This is a genomic window from Aeromonas sp. s8, assembly GCF_040907785.1.
GTDB classification, from domain to species: domain Bacteria; phylum Pseudomonadota; class Gammaproteobacteria; order Enterobacterales; family Aeromonadaceae; genus Aeromonas; species Aeromonas veronii.
Genome location: NZ_JBFOCL010000015.1, coordinates 266136 through 282807, shown reverse-complemented (window position 1 = coordinate 282807; position 16672 = coordinate 266136). Strand labels below are relative to the sequence as shown.

Sequence of the window (16672 nt, the reverse complement as noted above, 5' to 3'; positions counted from 1 at the left end):
GTAGGGATGTGGGAAAGCGGCGCAAATATAGTTGAATGAAACTGTCATAAACAATGCCCATAAGAGTACTTTTGTTCAAATCAGGATGGTGATCACGGTTTATATTGAGGCTGAAAGGTGCCTTTAAACGCCATTTTTGTATCTTTTTGTTGAATGGATAAAATAAAAAGCAAATAATGTTGAACGAAATGAGATTTGTGATTGCAAAAAAAATTGCACAAACAGGAGTGGCTATATGAAACGCATCATCACAGCAGCAGCGGCACCTGACGCTATCGGTCCCTACAGCCACGGCACTGCCTATGGCGACCTCATCTTTACCTCCGGTCAGTTGCCGGTCTGCAAGCTGCAGGGTGGTGTGGTGGAAGGGGGGATTGCCGCCCAGACCCGCCAGTCACTGGAAAACCTGAAATCCGTGCTGGAAGCCGCTGGCGGCTCGCTGGATACCGTGCTCAAAACTACCTGCTACCTCGCCGAGATCAGCGATTTTGCCGCGTTCAACGAGGTCTATAAAGCCTATTTCCAGAAAGATTGTCCGGCGCGCAGCTGCTTCGCAGTGAAGGATCTGCCGATGGGCGTCAAGGTTGAAGTGGAAGCGATCGCCCATATCGCTCGTTAATGCTGATAAAAAGGTTCAAGTGATGAAACAAGCGTGGCAGCAGTATCTGCAGATTATTCAACAGGTTGTCAAACCAGCGCTGGGTTGTACCGAGCCAATCGCCGCCGCTTATGCCGCGGCTGTCGCCACCCGGCAACTGGGCTGTGAGCCCAGTCGCCTCGAGGTTGCAGTGTCGGACAATCTCTATAAAAACTCGATGGGTGTCTATGTGCCGGGCACCGGCAAGATCGGTCTGGCCATTGCGGCCTCGGCCGGTGCCATCGGCGGCAACGCCGATGCCGGGCTGGAGGTGCTGGCCGCGATCCAGCCAGAACAGGTGGATCGTGCCCAGCAGCTGATCGATGCCGGCAAGGTGCAGGTGAGCCGCACCGCAGCCCCCGAGTTTATCTTCTGCCGCGTGACCGTTTATGGCACTGATGACAAGGGTGAAGAACACAGCGCCGAAGTGACCCTCTGCGGCGGTCATACCCGCATCGTCGAGCAGCGCCGCGATGGCGAGGTGACCTTCACCGCCGATCAGAGCCAGGGCGGCGCCACCGGTTCCATCTGCGATGGCGTCGATATCAGCATCGCCGCCATCTACGAGTTCGCCACCCAGGTGGAGTTCGAGCAGATCAGGTTCATCCTCAAAGCCTCCGAGCTTAACGGCAAGCTCTCCGCCGAGGGGATGAACAACCCCTATGGCCTGGAGATTGGCCGCACCATGCAGCAGAACATCAATGCCGGTCTTATCGGCGAGGATGTGATGAACCGCATCGTGATGATGACGGCGGCTGCCTCCGATGCCCGCATGGGGGGCGCGACCCTGCCAGCCATGAGCAACTTTGGCAGCGGCAACCAGGGCATTGCCGCCACCATTCCGGTGATGGTGATTGCCGAGCGCTTTGCGGCCAGCGAAGAGCAGCTGGCTCGCGCCCTCATCATGAGCCATCTGGGCGCCATCTATATCAAGTCCCACTATCCGCCGCTGTCGGCCTTCTGTGGCAATACCGTGACCAGCGCGGCCGCCTCCATGGCCATGGTTTATTTGGCGGGCGGCAGCTTCGAGCAATCCTGCTTCGCCATCCAGAACGTGCTGAGCGACAGTGCCGGTATGGTGTGCGACGGGGCGAAAGCCTCCTGCGCCATGAAGGTGAGTACCTCCTCCGGCGCTGCGGTGCGCGGCTTCCTGATGGCCCTCAACAGCCACTCGGTGTCGGGGCAGGGGATCGTCGCCGGCGACGTGGATCAGACCATCCGCAACGTCGGTCAGATGGTGAAGGAGGGCATGTCTGCCACAGACAGCACCATTATTGATATCATGTCCGCCTGATGTCCCTGTCGGTTGCTGCCCGGCGCCCATTGTCCGGCAGCAACCCTTGCAAGAAGGTCCCATTGTGAAGCTGCAAGAGTTGAGTCCGAGCGATTTTGAGATCCTCAAGTCGATGGAGAACATAGTGGATGGCATCGCCGCCATGTATGGTCAGCACACCGAAGTGCTGCTCCACAGTCTGGATGCGCGCAATCCCTCGATCGTCAAGATTGCCAACGGCCATATCACTGGCCGCAGTGTCGGCGCTCCCATCACCAACCTGGCGATGATGAAGCTCAAGAGCGGGCAGGATATCTCCAGTCCCTACATGACCAAGTGCGCCACCGGTAAGACCCTGCGCTCCATCACGACCGTGATCCGCAACGGGGAGCACAGGGCCATCGGCTTGCTCTGCATCAACAGCGACATGGACGCTCCGCTGCAATCTGTGCTGCGCACCATGATGCCGGAGTGCATGCATCCCCACGAGAGCCATCCCACCCCGGAGGTGTTCGCCCGCAACATCGACGAAGCGCTCAACAGCACTATCGACACCGTCAGTGCCGAGGTGCGTGGCAACGAGGCGGTGCCCCCGTCCCAGAAGACTCGGGTTATCGTCAACCAGCTGCACGACATGGGGATCTTCGAGTTAAAAGACAGTGCCCAGATTGCGGCGCGCCAGCTCGGGATCTCGGTCCACTCCATCTACCGCTATCTGCGGGAGATCAAGAAGGGCTGAGCCAGTTTAATCTGGCCAAATTGGCAGCAAACGGGTCAGCCCTGACCCGTTTTAGCCTCTCTATTTGGGCCATCCTTCGGGCTCATCTGCTATCATCTCCCCCCTTTGTTTTTCTATCTCTCTGAACGTGCTGGAGAAATCATGTCTCGACTCATCTATCTGCTGCGCCATGGCCAGACCCGCTTCAATGCCGAGCAGCGTCTGCAGGGGCGTTGCAACTCCGAACTGACCGACAAGGGCGAGGCGCAAGCCATCGCCATGGGGCGGCGGCTTGCTGGCGAATTGGCGGAACCCGCCCGTTGGACCATCTATGCCAGCCCGCTCGGGCGTGCCCGTCAGACTGCGCTGCTGGTGTGCGAGCAGTTGGGGCTGGCGGCGGATCGCATCGTCTGGGACGATCGATTGATGGAGCTGGGCATGGGGGAGTGGGAGAGCTGCCAGATCCCGGCGCTGCGTCTTGCCCACCCCGAGCTCGATACCGGCAAGGGGGACTGGTATCTGCAGGCACCGGGGGCCGAGAGCTTCGAGAGCATTCAGCGCCGGGCACACCAATGGTTGCAGGATCCTGCCATCGCCGAGCGGGCCATCGTCATCTCCCACGGTCTGCTCGGTGCCATGCTGCGTGGCGTCTATGCCGATCTCGACTATGAGGCGACCTGGTCACAGGAGTTGCCGCAAGATGCCTTCTATAAGCTGCAGGATGGCCACATCACCCGCATTGCCTGCTAGTTGCCGTGAGGTGGCACCATGGCATGGACCATGATTGCCATCTTCGGATGCCCATTTGTGCCGCAGTTCAACACATCAGAGCACCTTATCGCGGCAAGATGAGGTATCTTATGCCCCGATTTCATCCATTAAACGGATCCGAGACCCCATATGATCATCAAACCCAAGGTTCGCGGCTTTATCTGCACCACCACTCATCCGGTCGGTTGTGAAGCCAATGTTCGTCGCCAGATCGCTTATACCAAGGCCAAGGGCACCATCGAGAATGGTCCCAAGAAGGTGCTGGTGATCGGCGCTTCCACCGGTTATGGCCTGGCCTCCCGGATTGCGGCTGCCTTCGGTAGCGGCGCCGCGACCCTCGGCGTCTTCTTTGAAAAAGCGGGCACCGAGTCCAAGACCGGTACCGCTGGCTGGTACAACTCTGCCGCTTTCGACAAGGCAGCCAAAGAGGCGGGCCTCTACGCCAAGAGCGTCAACGGCGATGCCTTCTCCAACGAGTGCCGCGCCAAGGTGATCGAGCTTATCAAGCAGGATCTGGGTCAAATCGATCTGGTTGTCTACTCCCTGGCCTCTCCGGTGCGCAAGATGCCGGAAACCGGCGAAGTGGTGCGCTCTGCCCTCAAGCCCATCGGTGAGGTCTATACCACCACCGCCATCGATACCAACAAGGATCAGATCATCACCGCCACCGTCGAGCCGGCGAACGAGGAAGAGATCCAGAACACCATCACAGTGATGGGCGGTCAGGATTGGGAGCTGTGGATGGCTGCCCTGCGTGATGCCGGCGTGCTGGCTGACGGCGCCAAGTCCGTGGCCTACTCCTACATCGGTACCGATCTGACCTGGCCAATCTACTGGCATGGCACTCTGGGCCGCGCCAAGGAGGATCTGGACCGCGCCGCTGCCGCCATCCGTGGCGATCTGGCAGCCAAGGGCGGCACCGCTCACGTGGCCGTGCTCAAATCCGTGGTGACCCAGGCCTCTTCCGCCATTCCGGTGATGCCGCTCTATATCTCCATGGCCTTCAAGATTATGAAGGAGAAGGGCATTCACGAGGGCTGTATGGAGCAGGTGGATCGCATGATGCGCACCCGTCTCTACGCGTCCGACATGGCGCTGGACGATCAGGCTCGCATCCGCATGGATGACTGGGAACTGCGCGAAGATGTGCAGCAGACCTGCCGCGACCTGTGGCCATCTATCACCAGCGAGAATCTTTCCGAGCTGACTGACTACACCGGCTACAAGCAGGAGTTCCTGCGCCTGTTCGGTTTCGGGCTGGATGAGGTTGATTACGATGCGGATGTAAATCCGGATGTGAAATTCGACGTGGTCGAGCTCTGAGTCTGACTCAAGTGAAAACAGGGCCCCGCGGGGCCCTGTTTTTTTGGCAAAAATTCCGCCAAATTGCGGAATTTTATTATCAGCGATCACCTTTTTCCCATATCAAACCCGCTAGTCTTGCGCTGATCGGATCACAGACGGCATTGCCGAGGAACGGAAGCTATGACCACTCCAAATGAGGCGCCCAAGAAGCGCCAACTCCCCACTGTCTATACCCTGCTTTTTATCATCATCGCCTTGATGGCTGGCCTCACCTGGGTGCTGCCAGCGGGCAAATATGACTATGTCACCGCCAAGACCCAGCAGCCGGTGGCGGCAGCGGCCGTGGCCGATTACAGCGGCGACGAGCGGTTGTTGCCGGTGCCCGGTAGCTACACCGAGCTGCCCTCTCATCCGCAGGGGATATTCGATGTGCTCAAGGCCCCCATTCAGGGCTTTCACAAGGCCGCTGATGTGGCGCTGTTCGTGCTCATCATCGGCGGTTTTCTCGCGGTGACCATGCAGAGCGGGGCGCTTGATGCCGGGGTGGGGGCCATTGTGCGTGGCTTTGCCGGGCGTGAGCGGCTGCTTATCCCGGTGCTGATCGCCCTGTTTGCCCTCGGCGGCTCCACCTTCGGCATGGCGGAGGAGACGGTGGCCTTCTGGGCACTGATCGTGCCGGTGATGATGGCGGCGGGCTTTGATCGCATGGTGGCGGCGGGGATTATCCTGCTTGGCTCCGGGGTCGGGGTGCTCGCCTCCACCGTCAACCCGTTTGCCACCGGCATTGCCTCCGGTTTTGCCGGCATTCCCATCGGTGAGGGGATCGGTTTGCGGGTCATCCAGTGGCTGCTGCTGGTGATCTTCGCCTCCTGGTTCGTGATGCGCTACGCCAAGCAGGTGCAGCAGGACAAGTCCCGCTCCGTGCTGGCCGACATCGCCTATGACGACGAGTTCTCCCAGATGAAGAGCGGCAATCTCGCCTTCACCGGCAAGCAGAAGCTCACCATGCTGGTCTTCTTCGGCACCTTCCTGCTGATGATCTATGCGGTGGTGCCCTGGTCGGACTTGGGGATCGACGTGCTGCCCACCTTTGGTTGGTGGTTTGACGAGCTCTCGACCCTTTTCTTCAGTGCCTCCATCCTGATTGCGCTGATCAACCGGATGCCGGAGTCCAACTATGTGGCGACTTTCCTGAGCGGCGCTCGGGATCTTATCGGGGTGGCACTGGTGGTGGCGGTGGCGCGCGGCATCTATGTGGTGATGGAGCAGGGCGTCATCATCGACACCATTTTGCATTGGGCTGAAGGCCTGGTGACCGGACTCTCCTCATCGGTCTTCATCCTGATGGCCTATCTGGTGCACATCATCCTGAGCTTCTTCATCCCCTCCACCTCGGGGCTGGCGACTGTCTCCATGCCGCTGATGGGGCCGCTGGCGGACTTTTCCGGCATCTCCCGGGATCTGGTGATCACCGCCTATCAGTCCGCCTCCGGCTGGATCAACCTGTTCGCCCCCACCGCCGCTCATCTGGTGGCCGGTCTGGCGCTCGCCAAGATCCCCTACGATCGCTTCGTGCGCTGGGTGCTGCCCTTTATCATCGGGGTGGCTCTCATCACCATGGCGGTACTGGTGGCTGGCGCCCTGCTGCGCGGTTGATGGTACGAATAAAACCACAGATAACAAAAAGGCTCCCGCGGGAGCCTTTTTACTTTCATCAGGTATAAGCCATATACCGTATCAGCTAACCAACAAGAAAGGCCCTTGCGGGCCTTTTTGTCTGGTTCACTTTGTGCGCTTACAGCTGGAATTGGGCCAGTTGCTTGCGTTGCTGCTCGGCGAGCTGGGAGAGTTCGTTGCTGGCACTGGCGCTCTGGCTGATGCCGGCGGAACTCTGGCTCACGATCTCGTGAATATTGGTGATGTTGCGGTTGATGTCGGCAGTGACGCAGGACTGCTCCTCGGCGGCGGTGGCCACCTGGGCGTTGGCGTCGTTGATCTGGCGCACGGCACCGGTAATGCCGCTCAGCAGGTCCTGCACCTGAGCGGACAAGCGCTGGTTATGGCTGAGGATCTCCAGGGTCTCCTGCACGCCGTTGTTGGCGGATTGGGACTGGCTCTGCAGCCGCTCGATGATGGCCTGGATCTCCTTGGTGGAGTCCTGGGTGCGGGCAGCCAGCATTCTCACCTCGTCGGCCACCACCGCAAAACCACGGCCCGTTTCACCGGCGCGAGCTGCTTCGATGGCGGCATTGAGCGCCAGCAGGTTGGTCTGCTCGGAGATCCCCTGGATCACTTCAATTACCTTGCCGATCTGCTCGGACTGGGATTTGAGCTGGGCCACGATGGCTGCGGCATCTTCCAGACTGCCCGCCATCCGGCTGTTGGCGGCGATGCTTTCGGTAAAGAGGGCGAGCCCCTGTTCGACCCGGCCATTGGCATCCCGCGCCAGCTCGTCGGCGACGGCGGCGTTGTGGTTGACGTTGTCAGCGGTGCTGGAGAGTTCGGTCACGGCGGAGGCGACCTGTTCGATCTCGCTGTGCTGCTGCTTTGCATTGGCCTCGGACTGGGTCATCACGGCGGCCAGCTCGGTGGCGGCGGAGGCGACGCTGTTGCTGATCCCGGTCAGGTTCTCGATGGTGTTGCCGAGCTGGGTCAGGGTGAGGTTGATATCTTTGGCCAGACGGGTCAGCTCGTTGTTGCCATCCGCTTTGGCGCGCACGTTGAAGCGCCCTTGCGCCACGGCGTGCATCACCTCTTGCAACTGACCTATGGGGCTGACGATGCGACCGGAGAGGACCCAGCCACAGATCAGCGCCGCCAGCAGGGTACCGGCGGTGAGCAGCAGGGTACGCAGCAGGGTGGCGTCGTAGTGAGCCTGCTCGTCGGCCAGCTCTTGCTGGATCAGCTGGTTGATGTGGGCGGACATGTTGTCGATCTGTTTGATCAGCTGTTCACCCAGCTCGCGGAAATGGAGGCGAGCCGCCTCGTAGGCGACCGGATCGCCGCCACCCTGATGTTTTTGCGCCAGCAGCGGCAGCATGTTGCTGCGGGTATGGCTGAGGTAGGCCTGCAGGGCGGCAGCGACCTGCCGGTTATCCTGCTCGGCACCGGGGAGCACCAGACGGCCGAGGATGGTGTTGATCTCTTGCTCAGCGCTGTTGAGGTTCGCAGGTAGTGCGGCAAACAGCTTGGCATCGTAGAGGCCATAGATGGCGCTGGTGCGCAGCCGGTAGGTGGCGTGGATCAGTTTGGCAATATCGTCCTTGTGCTGGACCACGGTCTGGGTCGTCTCATCTATGTCATTGATGGCTTCATCCAGACCCTGTTTGCTGATGGCGATCATCACCATCATCAGCAGGCTGGCCAGCAGCAAAGGTATCAAGACCTGGACACGTATTGATAGATTATTCAATGACATAAATGGCTCTAATCCGGAATTGGAGGAGCCGACATATTACACATGCACGTCAGGAGCTGTCACAGGCTTTTATTGCTGAAATGTGCTGAAGAAAAGGTTTTTTCTTGTGAGAAAGGAGCCATTTAGGCATGATTGAGCGCTTTATCCCCTGAATATGTGGTACAACTGGCTGGATTGTGTCAATCCTGTCCCGTTTTCGTGATTTCCCGCTCTCGTCATATGGAGGTGTGTTGTGTCCAGCTGGATCGATCCGGCCATTCTGGCTCTGTTTATCCCGACCTTTTTCTTTGTCTCGGTGACCCCCGGCATGTGCATGACCCTGTCGATGACCCTGGGAATGAGCCTGGGGGTGCGCCGTACCCTGCACATGATGTGGGGGGAGCTGATCGGGGTCGGGCTGGTCTCGGTGCTGTCGGTGATCGGGGTGGCAGCCATCATGCTCAACTATCCGGGGATCTTCGCCGCCTTCAAATATGTGGGGGGCGCCTATCTGGTGTGGCTTGGCATCCAGATGTGGCAGGCCAAGGGGAAGATGGCCATTCCGGCGGATCTCTCGGCCGGTCAACAGACCAGCGCCATGGGGCTGGCGCTGCAGGGCTTTGTCACCGCCATCGCCAACCCCAAAGGGTGGGCCTTCATGATCTCCTTGCTGCCCCCCTTTATCTCTGCCGACAAGCCGATGGCGCCGCAGATCAGCGCGCTGGTGGCGCTGATCCTGGTCATCGAGTTCTCCTGTCTGCTGCTCTACGCCAGCGGCGGCCGCACCCTGCGCCACTTCCTTGCCAAGAGCGGCAACGTCACCCTGATGAACCGCATCGCCGGTACCCTGATGCTGGGGGTGGGAGTCTGGCTGGCGCTCGGGTAAGAGCTGTCAGTGACCCGCACCAGACAAGAAAAATGCCACCGGTCGGTGGCATTTTTAATGGGCGCCGGGTGGCTCAGCGAGGCTTGAAACGCTCGACCCAGGGGTTGGCGGTGAGGCCGTGCAGGATGACGCTCAATATGATGGTGCAGAGCACGGTGGCGATGATGGGGCGCTGGCCAATCAGGGCTGGTTCGTTTTGCAGCACCATCACCGCAAAGACGATACTGGCAAGGCCCCGCGGGCCGAACCAGCCGATAAAGAGCTTGAGCTCCGGCTTGAGGCCGGTGCCGATGAGGCTCAGCCAGACCGGCACCATCCGCAGCAGGGTGAGGCTGGCAATGGCATAGAGCCAGTATTGCCAGTGCAGCAGCTCCGGCAGAATGGGCATCAGGGTCGCGCCAAACACCATCCAGATCACCACGGAGAGCAGGTCGCCGTAGCCTTCGCAGCTGTCCATATAGGCGTGCTTGTGCTCGCCGAGGCGGTGGCCGATAAAGAGGCCGCCGACAAAGGCGGCGATAAAGCCACTGCCCCCCAGCGTCTGGGCCAGCGCAAAGCAGAGCAGGCCCAGCCCCGGCATGGTGAGCTGACGCCAGAGTGGCAGTTGCCAGCCATTGAGATAGGAGATCTTCAGCAGCCGGATGGTGAGGCTGGTCAGCACAAAGGCGACCAGCAGGCCAATGCCGATCTCCTCCAGCATCAGGGTGATAGCCAACGTGGCGGTGCCTGCGTGCTGCTCGGTGGGGGCGATAAGAGCCAGCAGCAGAAGCAGCACAGGTACGCAGATGCCGTCGTTGAGGCCGCTCTCCTGATTGAGCCCTTCGCGCACCGGTGCAGGCACCTCGGGGTTGCTGACCACCGCTTTGCCGAGCGCTGCATCGGTGGGGGCAAGAATGGTGGAGAGGATGGCCATCTCCAGCAGTGGCAAGTCGGGGAAGATCCAGTGGCCAAACAGGGCGCCACAAAGCAGGGTGAGGGGCAGGCCAATCAGCAAAAGCCGGATGGGGAGTTGGCGGTTGGCCAGCAATACCTGCCAGTTGGTGTTGGCGGCATCGTTGAACAGCACAATCACCAGCGTCAGCTCGGCCAGCAGCTTGATGCCGGCGCTGTCGATAGAGAGGGAGAGCAGCTCCAGCCCTCCCGGCCCCAGTAGCCAGCCGGTCAGCAGAAATAGCAGGGGGCCGTTGACCAGTTTTGATTCGAAGCGCCCCGCGATCAGGCTGTAGATCAGCAAGAAGGCGGCGATTACCGCCAGATTCTGGTAAAGCAGGTGTGCATCCATACAACCTCCTTTCTGCCCCCGCAGGGGCGGTTTAGTCGGTCAGGCAGTCGGGGTCGAACACATACTCCCCGTCCAGCCAGCGCACGATTTCGTCGACGCAGGATTGGTCGCGAAACGGCAGGTAGCGCGCCTTGAGGGCGGCAATCTGCTCTGGGGTGAGCTGCGCCAGCCCCAGATCCTGAAACAGCGGCAGGTCGGCCTCGATCATTGCCGAAATCTGCGGGCCGCAGGTGGCGTTGAGGGCGGCGTGCAGCGCCTTGTCGGGGTCGTACTGCTTGCCGAGTCGGTAGCTCATCGGCAGGGTGGCGAGCGGCAGGGCGGAGAGCGCCGCCTGCTTCATCGGGTTGACCGCGTGGCCAGCGACCAGCTCCGCCAGCTCGGCGGGGCGGTTCTCGAAGGCGCGCAGGTGCAGGTAGCTGCTCGCCTTGCTGCCATCGTTGACCGGGTAGTTGTCCCACAGGAAGGGCTTGCGGCCGAGCAGTTCGGTTACCTGCTTGAGGTGACTGGCTGGATATTCGCTGGAGCAGACCTTGGGGCCGGTCCAGAAGATCTCGAAACGGCGATCGAGCTGCTCGCCAAGCTCCTCCAGATAGCGGGGAGGCATGGCGCCAAACACCTTCTCCAGCACCGGATCGGTCGAGTAGTAGCTGGGGCAGAAGATGAGGCGGCTTGCCTTGCTGTGGGCCGCGATATCGTGGGCGATGGTGAGCTGGTGACGGGCCAGATCCGGGGTATCCCCCTTCATGTCGTCAAACAGCACTGCCAGAATGTCAGGCTGCAGCATCTCGTCGATGAGGCGCACTTTTTCAAGCAGCGCCGGGCGTTTGCGATCGTAGTCGTGATGCGCCCCCATGGGGCTCAATCCCACCCCGAAGGCGAGCCCGTTGGCGCGGCACTGGCGCGCCAGCTCGGCGAGATCGGCCAGCTGCTGCTCGGGCCAGGGGAGGGCCCAGTGCTTGCGCAGATAGCCATCCTCTTTCGGGGCGTAGATATAGAAGCCGTAACCGTGGCGTGGCAGCCACTGGGCGTAGCGGGCGCGGGCCTGCCAGCTCCATCCCTTGCCAAAAAAGCCTTCAATGACCCCCAGATTGGCAGCGGGGGGCAGGGGGCCGGACAGCAAACTTTGATATGGCATAACTCTCTCCCTTCTTGCTGGGGACTTGATACGGGACGGTCGGTCAGACCGGGTCCTCTTCCTGAAAGCGCACCCCGATCTTGCTCGGCACGCTCTCGTCCATTTCGGCCACGGTCCAGATCAGGCCCTGCCATTCGATGTTGTCACCGACCACCAGATTATCGCCCAACTGGCTGGCAATAAAATCGCCCAGAGTCTGATCCGCCACCTCGCTCACATCCAGCCCGTAGAGAGGGGCGAGATCCACCAGCCGCGCGGCTGCTTCCAGCAGGAAGTCACCGAAGAAGCGGGGGCCGAGATCTTGCTCCGGTGCCTGACTAAAGAGCTGACCGAGGGCGGGGAGGTCACGTTCGTGACCGATGACGCAGAGGATGTCATCGGCCTGCAGACAGGTACTACCCGAGGGGTGGAGCAGCTCGCGGCCACGAAACAGGGCGCAGATCCGGGTGCCGGCGGGCATCTGCAGATCCCGCAGCGGCGAGCCGATGCACCACTTCTCCTCCCCCAGCTGGTAGACGAAGGTCTCCCACTGGCTGTCGAGATCGATCTCGAGCCCCGAGCGGTTGATGGGCGACGGCGGTGCCGGTACCTCCACCCGCGCCAGTTTTGAGGCCAGCGGCAGCGAGCTGCCCTGCAAAATCAGCGAAACCAGCACCACGAAAAAGGCGACGTTGAAGTAGAGCTGGGCATTGGGAAGTCCCGCCATCATGGGGAACACCGCCAGAATGATGGGCACGGCGCCGCGCAGGCCGACCCAGGAGATAAACCAGCGCTCGCGGGGGGCGAAGTTCTTGAACGGCAGCAGCCCGATCCAGACCGACACCGGGCGGGCAAACAGGATCATCCACATCGCCAGCGCCAGCGCGGGCAGGGCGATGGGCAGCAGCTTGTGGGGGGAGGCAAGCAGCCCCAGCACCAGAAACATGCCAATTTGGCTGAGCCAGGTCAGACCGTCCAGCACCGACAATGTGGTGCTGCGACTGCGCAGGGCGAGGTTGCCGAGCAACAGACCGGTGAGATAGATGGCGAGAATGCCGCTGCCACCGACCGCCGTGGTGAGGGCGAAGATCAGCAGACCGCCGCTGACGGTGAGCAGCGGATAGAGTCCCGGCGCCAGACGGGCGGTGTTGATGAGACGCCACAGCAGCCAGCCGCCGCCAAGGCCAATCCCGGCGCCAAGACCAAACTGCTTGACCAGTTGCAGCAGCAGGAAGCCCCCATCCAGCCCTTGCTGGGCGGTGGCGAGCACCTCGATCAGGGTGACGGTGAGAAACACCGCCATGGGGTCGTTGCTGCCTGACTCTATCTCCAGAGTGGCGCTCACCCGCTCGTTGAGGCTGCGCCCGCCAAGCAGGGAGAAAACCGCTGCCGCATCGGTGGAGCCGACGATGGCGCCGATCAGCATCCCCTGCATCAGGTTGAGGTCAAACAGCCAGGCGGCGGCCAGACCCGTCAGGCCGGTGGTGATGGCCACCCCGACCGTCGCCAGCGACAGGGCAGGCCAGAGCGCCACCCGGAACGATGAGACCCGGGTGCGCATGCCGCCGTCGAGCAGGATTATGGCGAGCGCCAGGTTGCCCACCAGATAGGCGATGGAGTAGTCAGCGAAGTGGATGCCACCTGGGCCATCCTCACCGGCCAGCATGCCGACGGCGAGGAAGATAACCAGAATGGGAATACCGAGGCGGGAAGAGAGGGCGCTCAACAGTACGCTGGCTCCCACCAACAGGGCAGCGACAAAAAAGAAACTGTTGATGGTAGCGGCATCCAAGGGCGAACTCCTTCCTGGTAATGTGCAAAGTAGGCACATTATATGCAGTTAGGCCCCCCTTGTGTGGCTTATTTGTGCATCAATTTGCACTTTCTTACATTTTTCATCCCTTTTTTCAGCATGGCCGCGCCATATTCTGACAGTGACGGGGTTATCGAAAGCGGAGTCAAAGGAGCGTCGATTTCAGGATGCGCAGGGAGGAAAGGGCGGGGAAAAGCGAAACGGCACAGCAGAGGGAGAGGGGAGCACAAGGGCGCTCCCCACGGGATGGGGCGGGATTCAGTCGTCCTCGTCATCCTTCACTTTGCGGATCTTGTCCTTGTAGTTGGGCAACTGCTTCTCCAGCCGTTTCATGTCTTTGATGGCATTGAGAAACAGCCCGAGCAGGAACAGCAGCGGCAACCCTATCCACAGCCAGAGATTCATGGGATTTTCCTTTCGTCAGGACAGGTGGTGACATAACGGGCCAAAATTTCATCAAGGTTGGCCAATATGGTCGACTTGCCTTCAATATCCGCCTGTTGCAGGCAAAGCGCCAGTGCTGCGGGATCGAGCCGCTGCTCATCGGACTCCAGCGAGAAGCTGATATGCCAGGGCTCGTAGGCGACCCCGCTCTCTGCCCCGAGCGGCTTGGCATAAGGGAGGAAGAAGCCGAAGTCGCTCATATGGTCGCTGAGCCACTCGCTGAGATCTGCAAACCAGCCCCCGGCTTCATACTCCCAGGGCTCCAGTGCCAGTTTGGTATCGGCAGGCAAACAGTCCGGGTCGTAGATGTCGAGATCGGTCCCCCAGTGGTGGCGGCTGGTGCCGGGCAGGGCGCTCCAGCGCAGGATGGCGTGCAGCCGCTCCACCTCGCCCAGTTGCAGGGCATCGATGGGCTGGCTGTTGGCATCGAGCAGTGGCCGTTCGCCGCGCCACTTGCCATTCCAGATGGCGAGCTGGCGCTCGAAGCTGCGCCAGCTGGAGGCCGCCTGCAGGTTGAACCCCTCATAGGCGGCCGCAACCTGCATGTCGTTGAAGGCCGCGGCGGTGGCGGCAGTCAGACGATGGGGGCCGCGCCCCACCACAATAAGGTGGCTCTCGTCGAGCCCCAGCAGTTGTTCCTGCGTCATGCCAGCAATCTCTCGAGCACCCCTTGGTACATGTCGGCCAGCAGATCCAGATCGTCCGCCTTCACGCACTCGTTCACCTTGTGAATGGTTGCGTTGACGGGACCGAGCTCAATCACCTCGGCGCCGGTGGGGGCGATAAAGCGCCCGTCGGAAGTGCCGCCGGTGGTGAGCAGGGCCGGTCGCTGACCATTAACCTGTTCGATGGCCGACACGGCCGCATCGAGCAGCGCGCCGGTGTCGGTGAGGAACGGCTGGCCGGAGAGTGTCCAGCTCAGCTGATAATCGAGGCCATGTTTATCCAGCAACGCTTCGACCCGCTCGCGGATATCCATGTCGGTCAGTTCGGTACTGAAGCGGAAGTTGAACTGGACCTGCAGCTCGCCCGGAATGACGTTGGAGGCGCCGGTGCCGGCCGAGATGTTGGCGATCTGGAAGCTGGTGGGGGGGAAGTAGGCGTTGCCCTCATCCCACACGGTGGCGGCGAGCTCCGCCAGCGCCGGCGCCGCCTTGTGGATCGGGTTGTCCGCCAGATGGGGGTAGGCGACATGGCCCTGCACCCCGCGCACCAGCAGATCACCGGTGATGGAGCCGCGTCGGCCATTTTTTACCACATCGCCGACCACGGCGGTGGAGGAGGGCTCGCCGACGATGCACCAGCGGATCTTCTCGTTGCGGGCCTCCAGGGTGTCGATCACCCGGGTGGTGCCATTGATAAAGGGCCCCTCCTCATCGGAGGTGATGAGAAAGGCGATGGACCCGGTGTGATCCGGATGCTCGGTCACGAAGCGCTCGACCGCCACCACCATGGAAGCCAGCGAGCCCTTCATGTCGGCGGCACCGCGGCCATAGAGCACGCCATCCTTGAGGGTCGGCTCGAACGGCGGGGTGTGCCATTTGTCCAGCGGCCCGGCGGGCACCACGTCGGTGTGACCGGCGAAGCAGAACAGCGGCCCCTCGCTGCCACGACGGGCCCAGAGGTTGGTGGTGTCCTCAAACACCATGGGCTCGATGACAAACCCGAGCTTGGCGAGGCGCTCCGCCATCAGGGTCTGGCACCCTTCATCGAGGGGGGTAACAGAGGGGCGGCGGATCAGCTCCTTGGCCAGTGCGATGACATCCGACATCAGTTGTCCTTAGTTGTCCTTAACGGGAGAAGAGGGATTGGTAGTGATCGGCCTTGAAACCCAGAGTCAGTTCGCCGTCACGGTCGAGCAGCGGACGCTTGATCATGGCCGGATGTTCCAGCAGCAGGGCGCGAGCCTTGGCGGTGTCGAGCCCTTGTTTGGCCTCATCCGGCAGGGCGCGGAAGGTGGTACCGCGACTGTTGAGCAGGGCTTCCCAGCCGAGTTTTGCCAGCCAGCTGTCCAGATCGTCCGGATTCAGGCCGTCAGCGCGGTGGTCGTGAAAGCGGTAGTCGATACCGGCCTCATCCAGCCACTTGCGGGCTTTCTTGATGGTGTCGCAGTTCTTGATGCCATAGAGGGTGATGGCCATGGGGAGTCCTTCTCTTGTGGGCGCTGGCCGTGGCCGTGCCCGAAAATCCGAATCAACGCAGTGCAAGGGCCCGATTCTGGCATTGTGGCAATCCCATGGCAACGCCGATGGTCCGGCTCGCGGGTTTTACCGGAACTGGTCACACCTGAGCGGCGATTTTGAACACAAGGTCAGAAGCAGTACGGTGGGCGTGCCCGATGGGGTTGGGTATTGCGGGAGAAGATCGACTATTGCAGGAGAAAAAGAGAAAGGGCAAACACCAGATAGCCAAAACGCGCCAGCGGGCGCGTTTTGGTCGGCATCATCAAGCACCTCAATCAGTGCAGGGTGGTCCACTCATGGTCAAAGACCCGGGCCCGTTCCCAGGGTGCATCAGGCAGGCTGGAAGAGAGGCCAGTGTATTTGCCCACGTCGTCCACCACGATGGCGGAGAGGATCGGCAGGTTGTTTTCGGTGCAGTACATGCGGATGCGTTGCAGCAGGGTGCGCAGTTCATCCTGGCACTGCTCCAGCCCGGCCTGCTTGGCCAGTTTGGAGTAACGAATGGTAGTGCGTTCCTTTGCAGACTCGACGAGGATGTCCCACAGCTTGTAGTCGCAGGTCGAAGCACCTGCGGTGGCTTGGCTTGTCATAACTCTCTCCGGCGCGAAATGGTCGCTATGTGTCGAAGCGCATCTTCGCCAGTTCGGCGCCGTCAGATGTTGATCCAACGCAAAAAAGAGGGGAGTCGCGTCACACAATTCCCGGATATGGGGTGATAAAGGTTTTCCGGTAGTTGAAATAACGAAAAATTGTTACATGGTCGACATATTATGCTAATGAATCACGATGACGGCACCTTTATTGATAGGGATCAAAGGCAAACAGTGGTCAGATCACTAGATTTCGCTC

Annotated in this window: 16 protein-coding genes; 7 read left to right on the top strand and 9 right to left on the bottom strand. The window is 60.8% G+C overall.

Features of this window, described 5'->3' with window-relative positions; translation table 11 throughout:
* Positions 1-235 precede the first annotated feature (235 nt).
* The 6 genes from AB5Y86_RS05190 (at position 236) to AB5Y86_RS05165 (ending at position 6360) form a co-directional block, all read left to right on the top strand.
* Positions 236-619, top strand: a complete 384-nt coding sequence (locus AB5Y86_RS05190; protein ID WP_040095234.1) for a Rid family detoxifying hydrolase — start codon at positions 236-238, stop codon at positions 617-619.
* 22 nt (positions 620-641) lie between these two features.
* Positions 642-1931 carry a serine dehydratase subunit alpha family protein gene (locus AB5Y86_RS05185; RefSeq protein WP_368192311.1) on the top strand — a complete coding sequence of 430 codons (1290 nt, stop codon included), beginning with the start codon at positions 642-644 and terminating at the stop codon, positions 1929-1931.
* Between the two features lie 64 nt (positions 1932-1995).
* Positions 1996-2649 (top strand): transcriptional regulator, encoded by a 654-nt coding sequence (locus AB5Y86_RS05180; RefSeq protein WP_368192310.1) that lies wholly within the window; start codon positions 1996-1998, stop codon positions 2647-2649.
* 141 nt (positions 2650-2790) lie between these two features.
* On the top strand, positions 2791-3378 hold the full coding sequence (locus AB5Y86_RS05175; RefSeq protein ID WP_201937131.1) for a histidine phosphatase family protein: 588 nt from the start codon (positions 2791-2793) through the stop codon (positions 3376-3378).
* A gap of 150 nt (positions 3379-3528) precedes the next feature.
* Positions 3529-4722 carry an enoyl-ACP reductase FabV gene (fabV, locus tag AB5Y86_RS05170; protein WP_005361765.1) on the top strand — a complete coding sequence of 398 codons (1194 nt, stop codon included), beginning with the start codon at positions 3529-3531 and terminating at the stop codon, positions 4720-4722.
* A gap of 162 nt (positions 4723-4884) precedes the next feature.
* The gene (locus tag AB5Y86_RS05165) at positions 4885-6360 is read left to right on the top strand and encodes a YfcC family protein (RefSeq protein WP_368192309.1); all 1476 of its coding nucleotides are present in this window, start codon (positions 4885-4887) and stop codon (positions 6358-6360) included.
* A gap of 139 nt (positions 6361-6499) precedes the next feature.
* Here AB5Y86_RS05165 and AB5Y86_RS05160 read toward each other — a convergent pair whose 3' ends face one another.
* Positions 6500-8122 carry a methyl-accepting chemotaxis protein gene (locus AB5Y86_RS05160; RefSeq protein WP_368192308.1) on the bottom strand — a complete coding sequence of 541 codons (1623 nt, stop codon included), beginning with the start codon at positions 8120-8122 and terminating at the stop codon, positions 6500-6502.
* A 232-nt stretch (positions 8123-8354) separates the two neighbouring features.
* Here AB5Y86_RS05160 and AB5Y86_RS05155 point away from each other — a divergent pair, with 232 nt between their 5' ends.
* Positions 8355-8987: a LysE family translocator gene (locus AB5Y86_RS05155; RefSeq protein ID WP_005344345.1), complete on the top strand. Its 633-nt coding sequence runs from the start codon at positions 8355-8357 to the stop codon at positions 8985-8987.
* Positions 8988-9060: 73 nt separating this feature from the next.
* Here the strand turns inward: AB5Y86_RS05155 and AB5Y86_RS05150 are convergent, their stop codons facing one another.
* The 8 genes from AB5Y86_RS05150 to AB5Y86_RS05115 all read right to left on the bottom strand — a co-directional run bounded on the left by AB5Y86_RS05150 (position 9061) and on the right by AB5Y86_RS05115 (position 16413).
* A complete protein-coding gene (locus tag AB5Y86_RS05150) occupies positions 9061-10269 on the bottom strand; it encodes a cation:proton antiporter (RefSeq protein ID WP_368192307.1) in 1209 nt (402 codons plus the stop codon).
* A 31-nt stretch (positions 10270-10300) separates the two neighbouring features.
* Complete coding sequence (locus AB5Y86_RS05145; RefSeq protein ID WP_368192306.1) at positions 10301-11404, bottom strand: beta-N-acetylglucosaminidase domain-containing protein; 1104 nt, start codon at positions 11402-11404, stop codon at positions 10301-10303.
* 43 nt (positions 11405-11447) lie between these two features.
* Positions 11448-13175, bottom strand: coding sequence for a potassium/proton antiporter (locus AB5Y86_RS05140; protein WP_043818568.1), 1728 nt, complete (start codon positions 13173-13175; stop codon positions 11448-11450).
* 279 nt (positions 13176-13454) lie between these two features.
* Positions 13455-13601 carry a hypothetical protein gene (locus AB5Y86_RS05135; protein WP_181224420.1) on the bottom strand — a complete coding sequence of 49 codons (147 nt, stop codon included), beginning with the start codon at positions 13599-13601 and terminating at the stop codon, positions 13455-13457.
* Positions 13598-14287: a M15 family metallopeptidase gene (locus AB5Y86_RS05130; protein WP_368192305.1), complete on the bottom strand. Its 690-nt coding sequence runs from the start codon at positions 14285-14287 to the stop codon at positions 13598-13600. Before AB5Y86_RS05130 ends, AB5Y86_RS05135 begins: the two co-directional genes overlap by 4 nt.
* Positions 14284-15411 carry a succinyl-diaminopimelate desuccinylase gene (gene dapE, locus AB5Y86_RS05125; RefSeq protein WP_159143444.1) on the bottom strand — a complete coding sequence of 376 codons (1128 nt, stop codon included), beginning with the start codon at positions 15409-15411 and terminating at the stop codon, positions 14284-14286. The genes AB5Y86_RS05130 and dapE overlap by 4 nt, the downstream gene beginning before the upstream one ends.
* A 19-nt stretch (positions 15412-15430) precedes the next feature.
* Positions 15431-15781 (bottom strand): ArsC family reductase, encoded by a 351-nt coding sequence (locus tag AB5Y86_RS05120; protein ID WP_005337930.1) that lies wholly within the window; start codon positions 15779-15781, stop codon positions 15431-15433.
* A gap of 317 nt (positions 15782-16098) precedes the next feature.
* Positions 16099-16413, bottom strand: coding sequence for a hypothetical protein (locus AB5Y86_RS05115; RefSeq protein WP_005337929.1), 315 nt, complete (start codon positions 16411-16413; stop codon positions 16099-16101).
* Positions 16414-16672 lie beyond the last annotated feature (259 nt).

What these genes read in the sequence shown, in the direction of transcription:
- AB5Y86_RS05135 (WP_181224420.1), bottom strand. Translation starts at nt 13,601, where the DNA reads ATGAATCTCTGGCTGTGGATAGGGTTGCCGCTGCTGTTCCTGCTCGGG.
- AB5Y86_RS05190 (WP_040095234.1), top strand. Translation starts at nt 236, where the DNA reads ATGAAACGCATCATCACAGCAGCAGCGGCACCTGACGCTATCGGTCCC.
- fabV (WP_005361765.1), top strand. Translation starts at nt 3,529, where the DNA reads ATGATCATCAAACCCAAGGTTCGCGGCTTTATCTGCACCACCACTCAT.
- AB5Y86_RS05130 (WP_368192305.1), bottom strand. Translation starts at nt 14,287, where the DNA reads ATGACGCAGGAACAACTGCTGGGGCTCGACGAGAGCCACCTTATTGTG.
- dapE (WP_159143444.1), bottom strand. Translation starts at nt 15,411, where the DNA reads ATGTCGGATGTCATCGCACTGGCCAAGGAGCTGATCCGCCGCCCCTCT.
- AB5Y86_RS05150 (WP_368192307.1), bottom strand. Translation starts at nt 10,269, where the DNA reads ATGGATGCACACCTGCTTTACCAGAATCTGGCGGTAATCGCCGCCTTC.
- AB5Y86_RS05165 (WP_368192309.1), top strand. Translation starts at nt 4,885, where the DNA reads ATGACCACTCCAAATGAGGCGCCCAAGAAGCGCCAACTCCCCACTGTC.
- AB5Y86_RS05175 (WP_201937131.1), top strand. Translation starts at nt 2,791, where the DNA reads ATGTCTCGACTCATCTATCTGCTGCGCCATGGCCAGACCCGCTTCAAT.
- AB5Y86_RS05120 (WP_005337930.1), bottom strand. Translation starts at nt 15,781, where the DNA reads ATGGCCATCACCCTCTATGGCATCAAGAACTGCGACACCATCAAGAAA.
- AB5Y86_RS05160 (WP_368192308.1), bottom strand. Translation starts at nt 8,122, where the DNA reads ATGTCATTGAATAATCTATCAATACGTGTCCAGGTCTTGATACCTTTG.
- AB5Y86_RS05145 (WP_368192306.1), bottom strand. Translation starts at nt 11,404, where the DNA reads ATGCCATATCAAAGTTTGCTGTCCGGCCCCCTGCCCCCCGCTGCCAAT.
- AB5Y86_RS05185 (WP_368192311.1), top strand. Translation starts at nt 642, where the DNA reads ATGAAACAAGCGTGGCAGCAGTATCTGCAGATTATTCAACAGGTTGTC.
- AB5Y86_RS05115 (WP_005337929.1), bottom strand. Translation starts at nt 16,413, where the DNA reads ATGACAAGCCAAGCCACCGCAGGTGCTTCGACCTGCGACTACAAGCTG.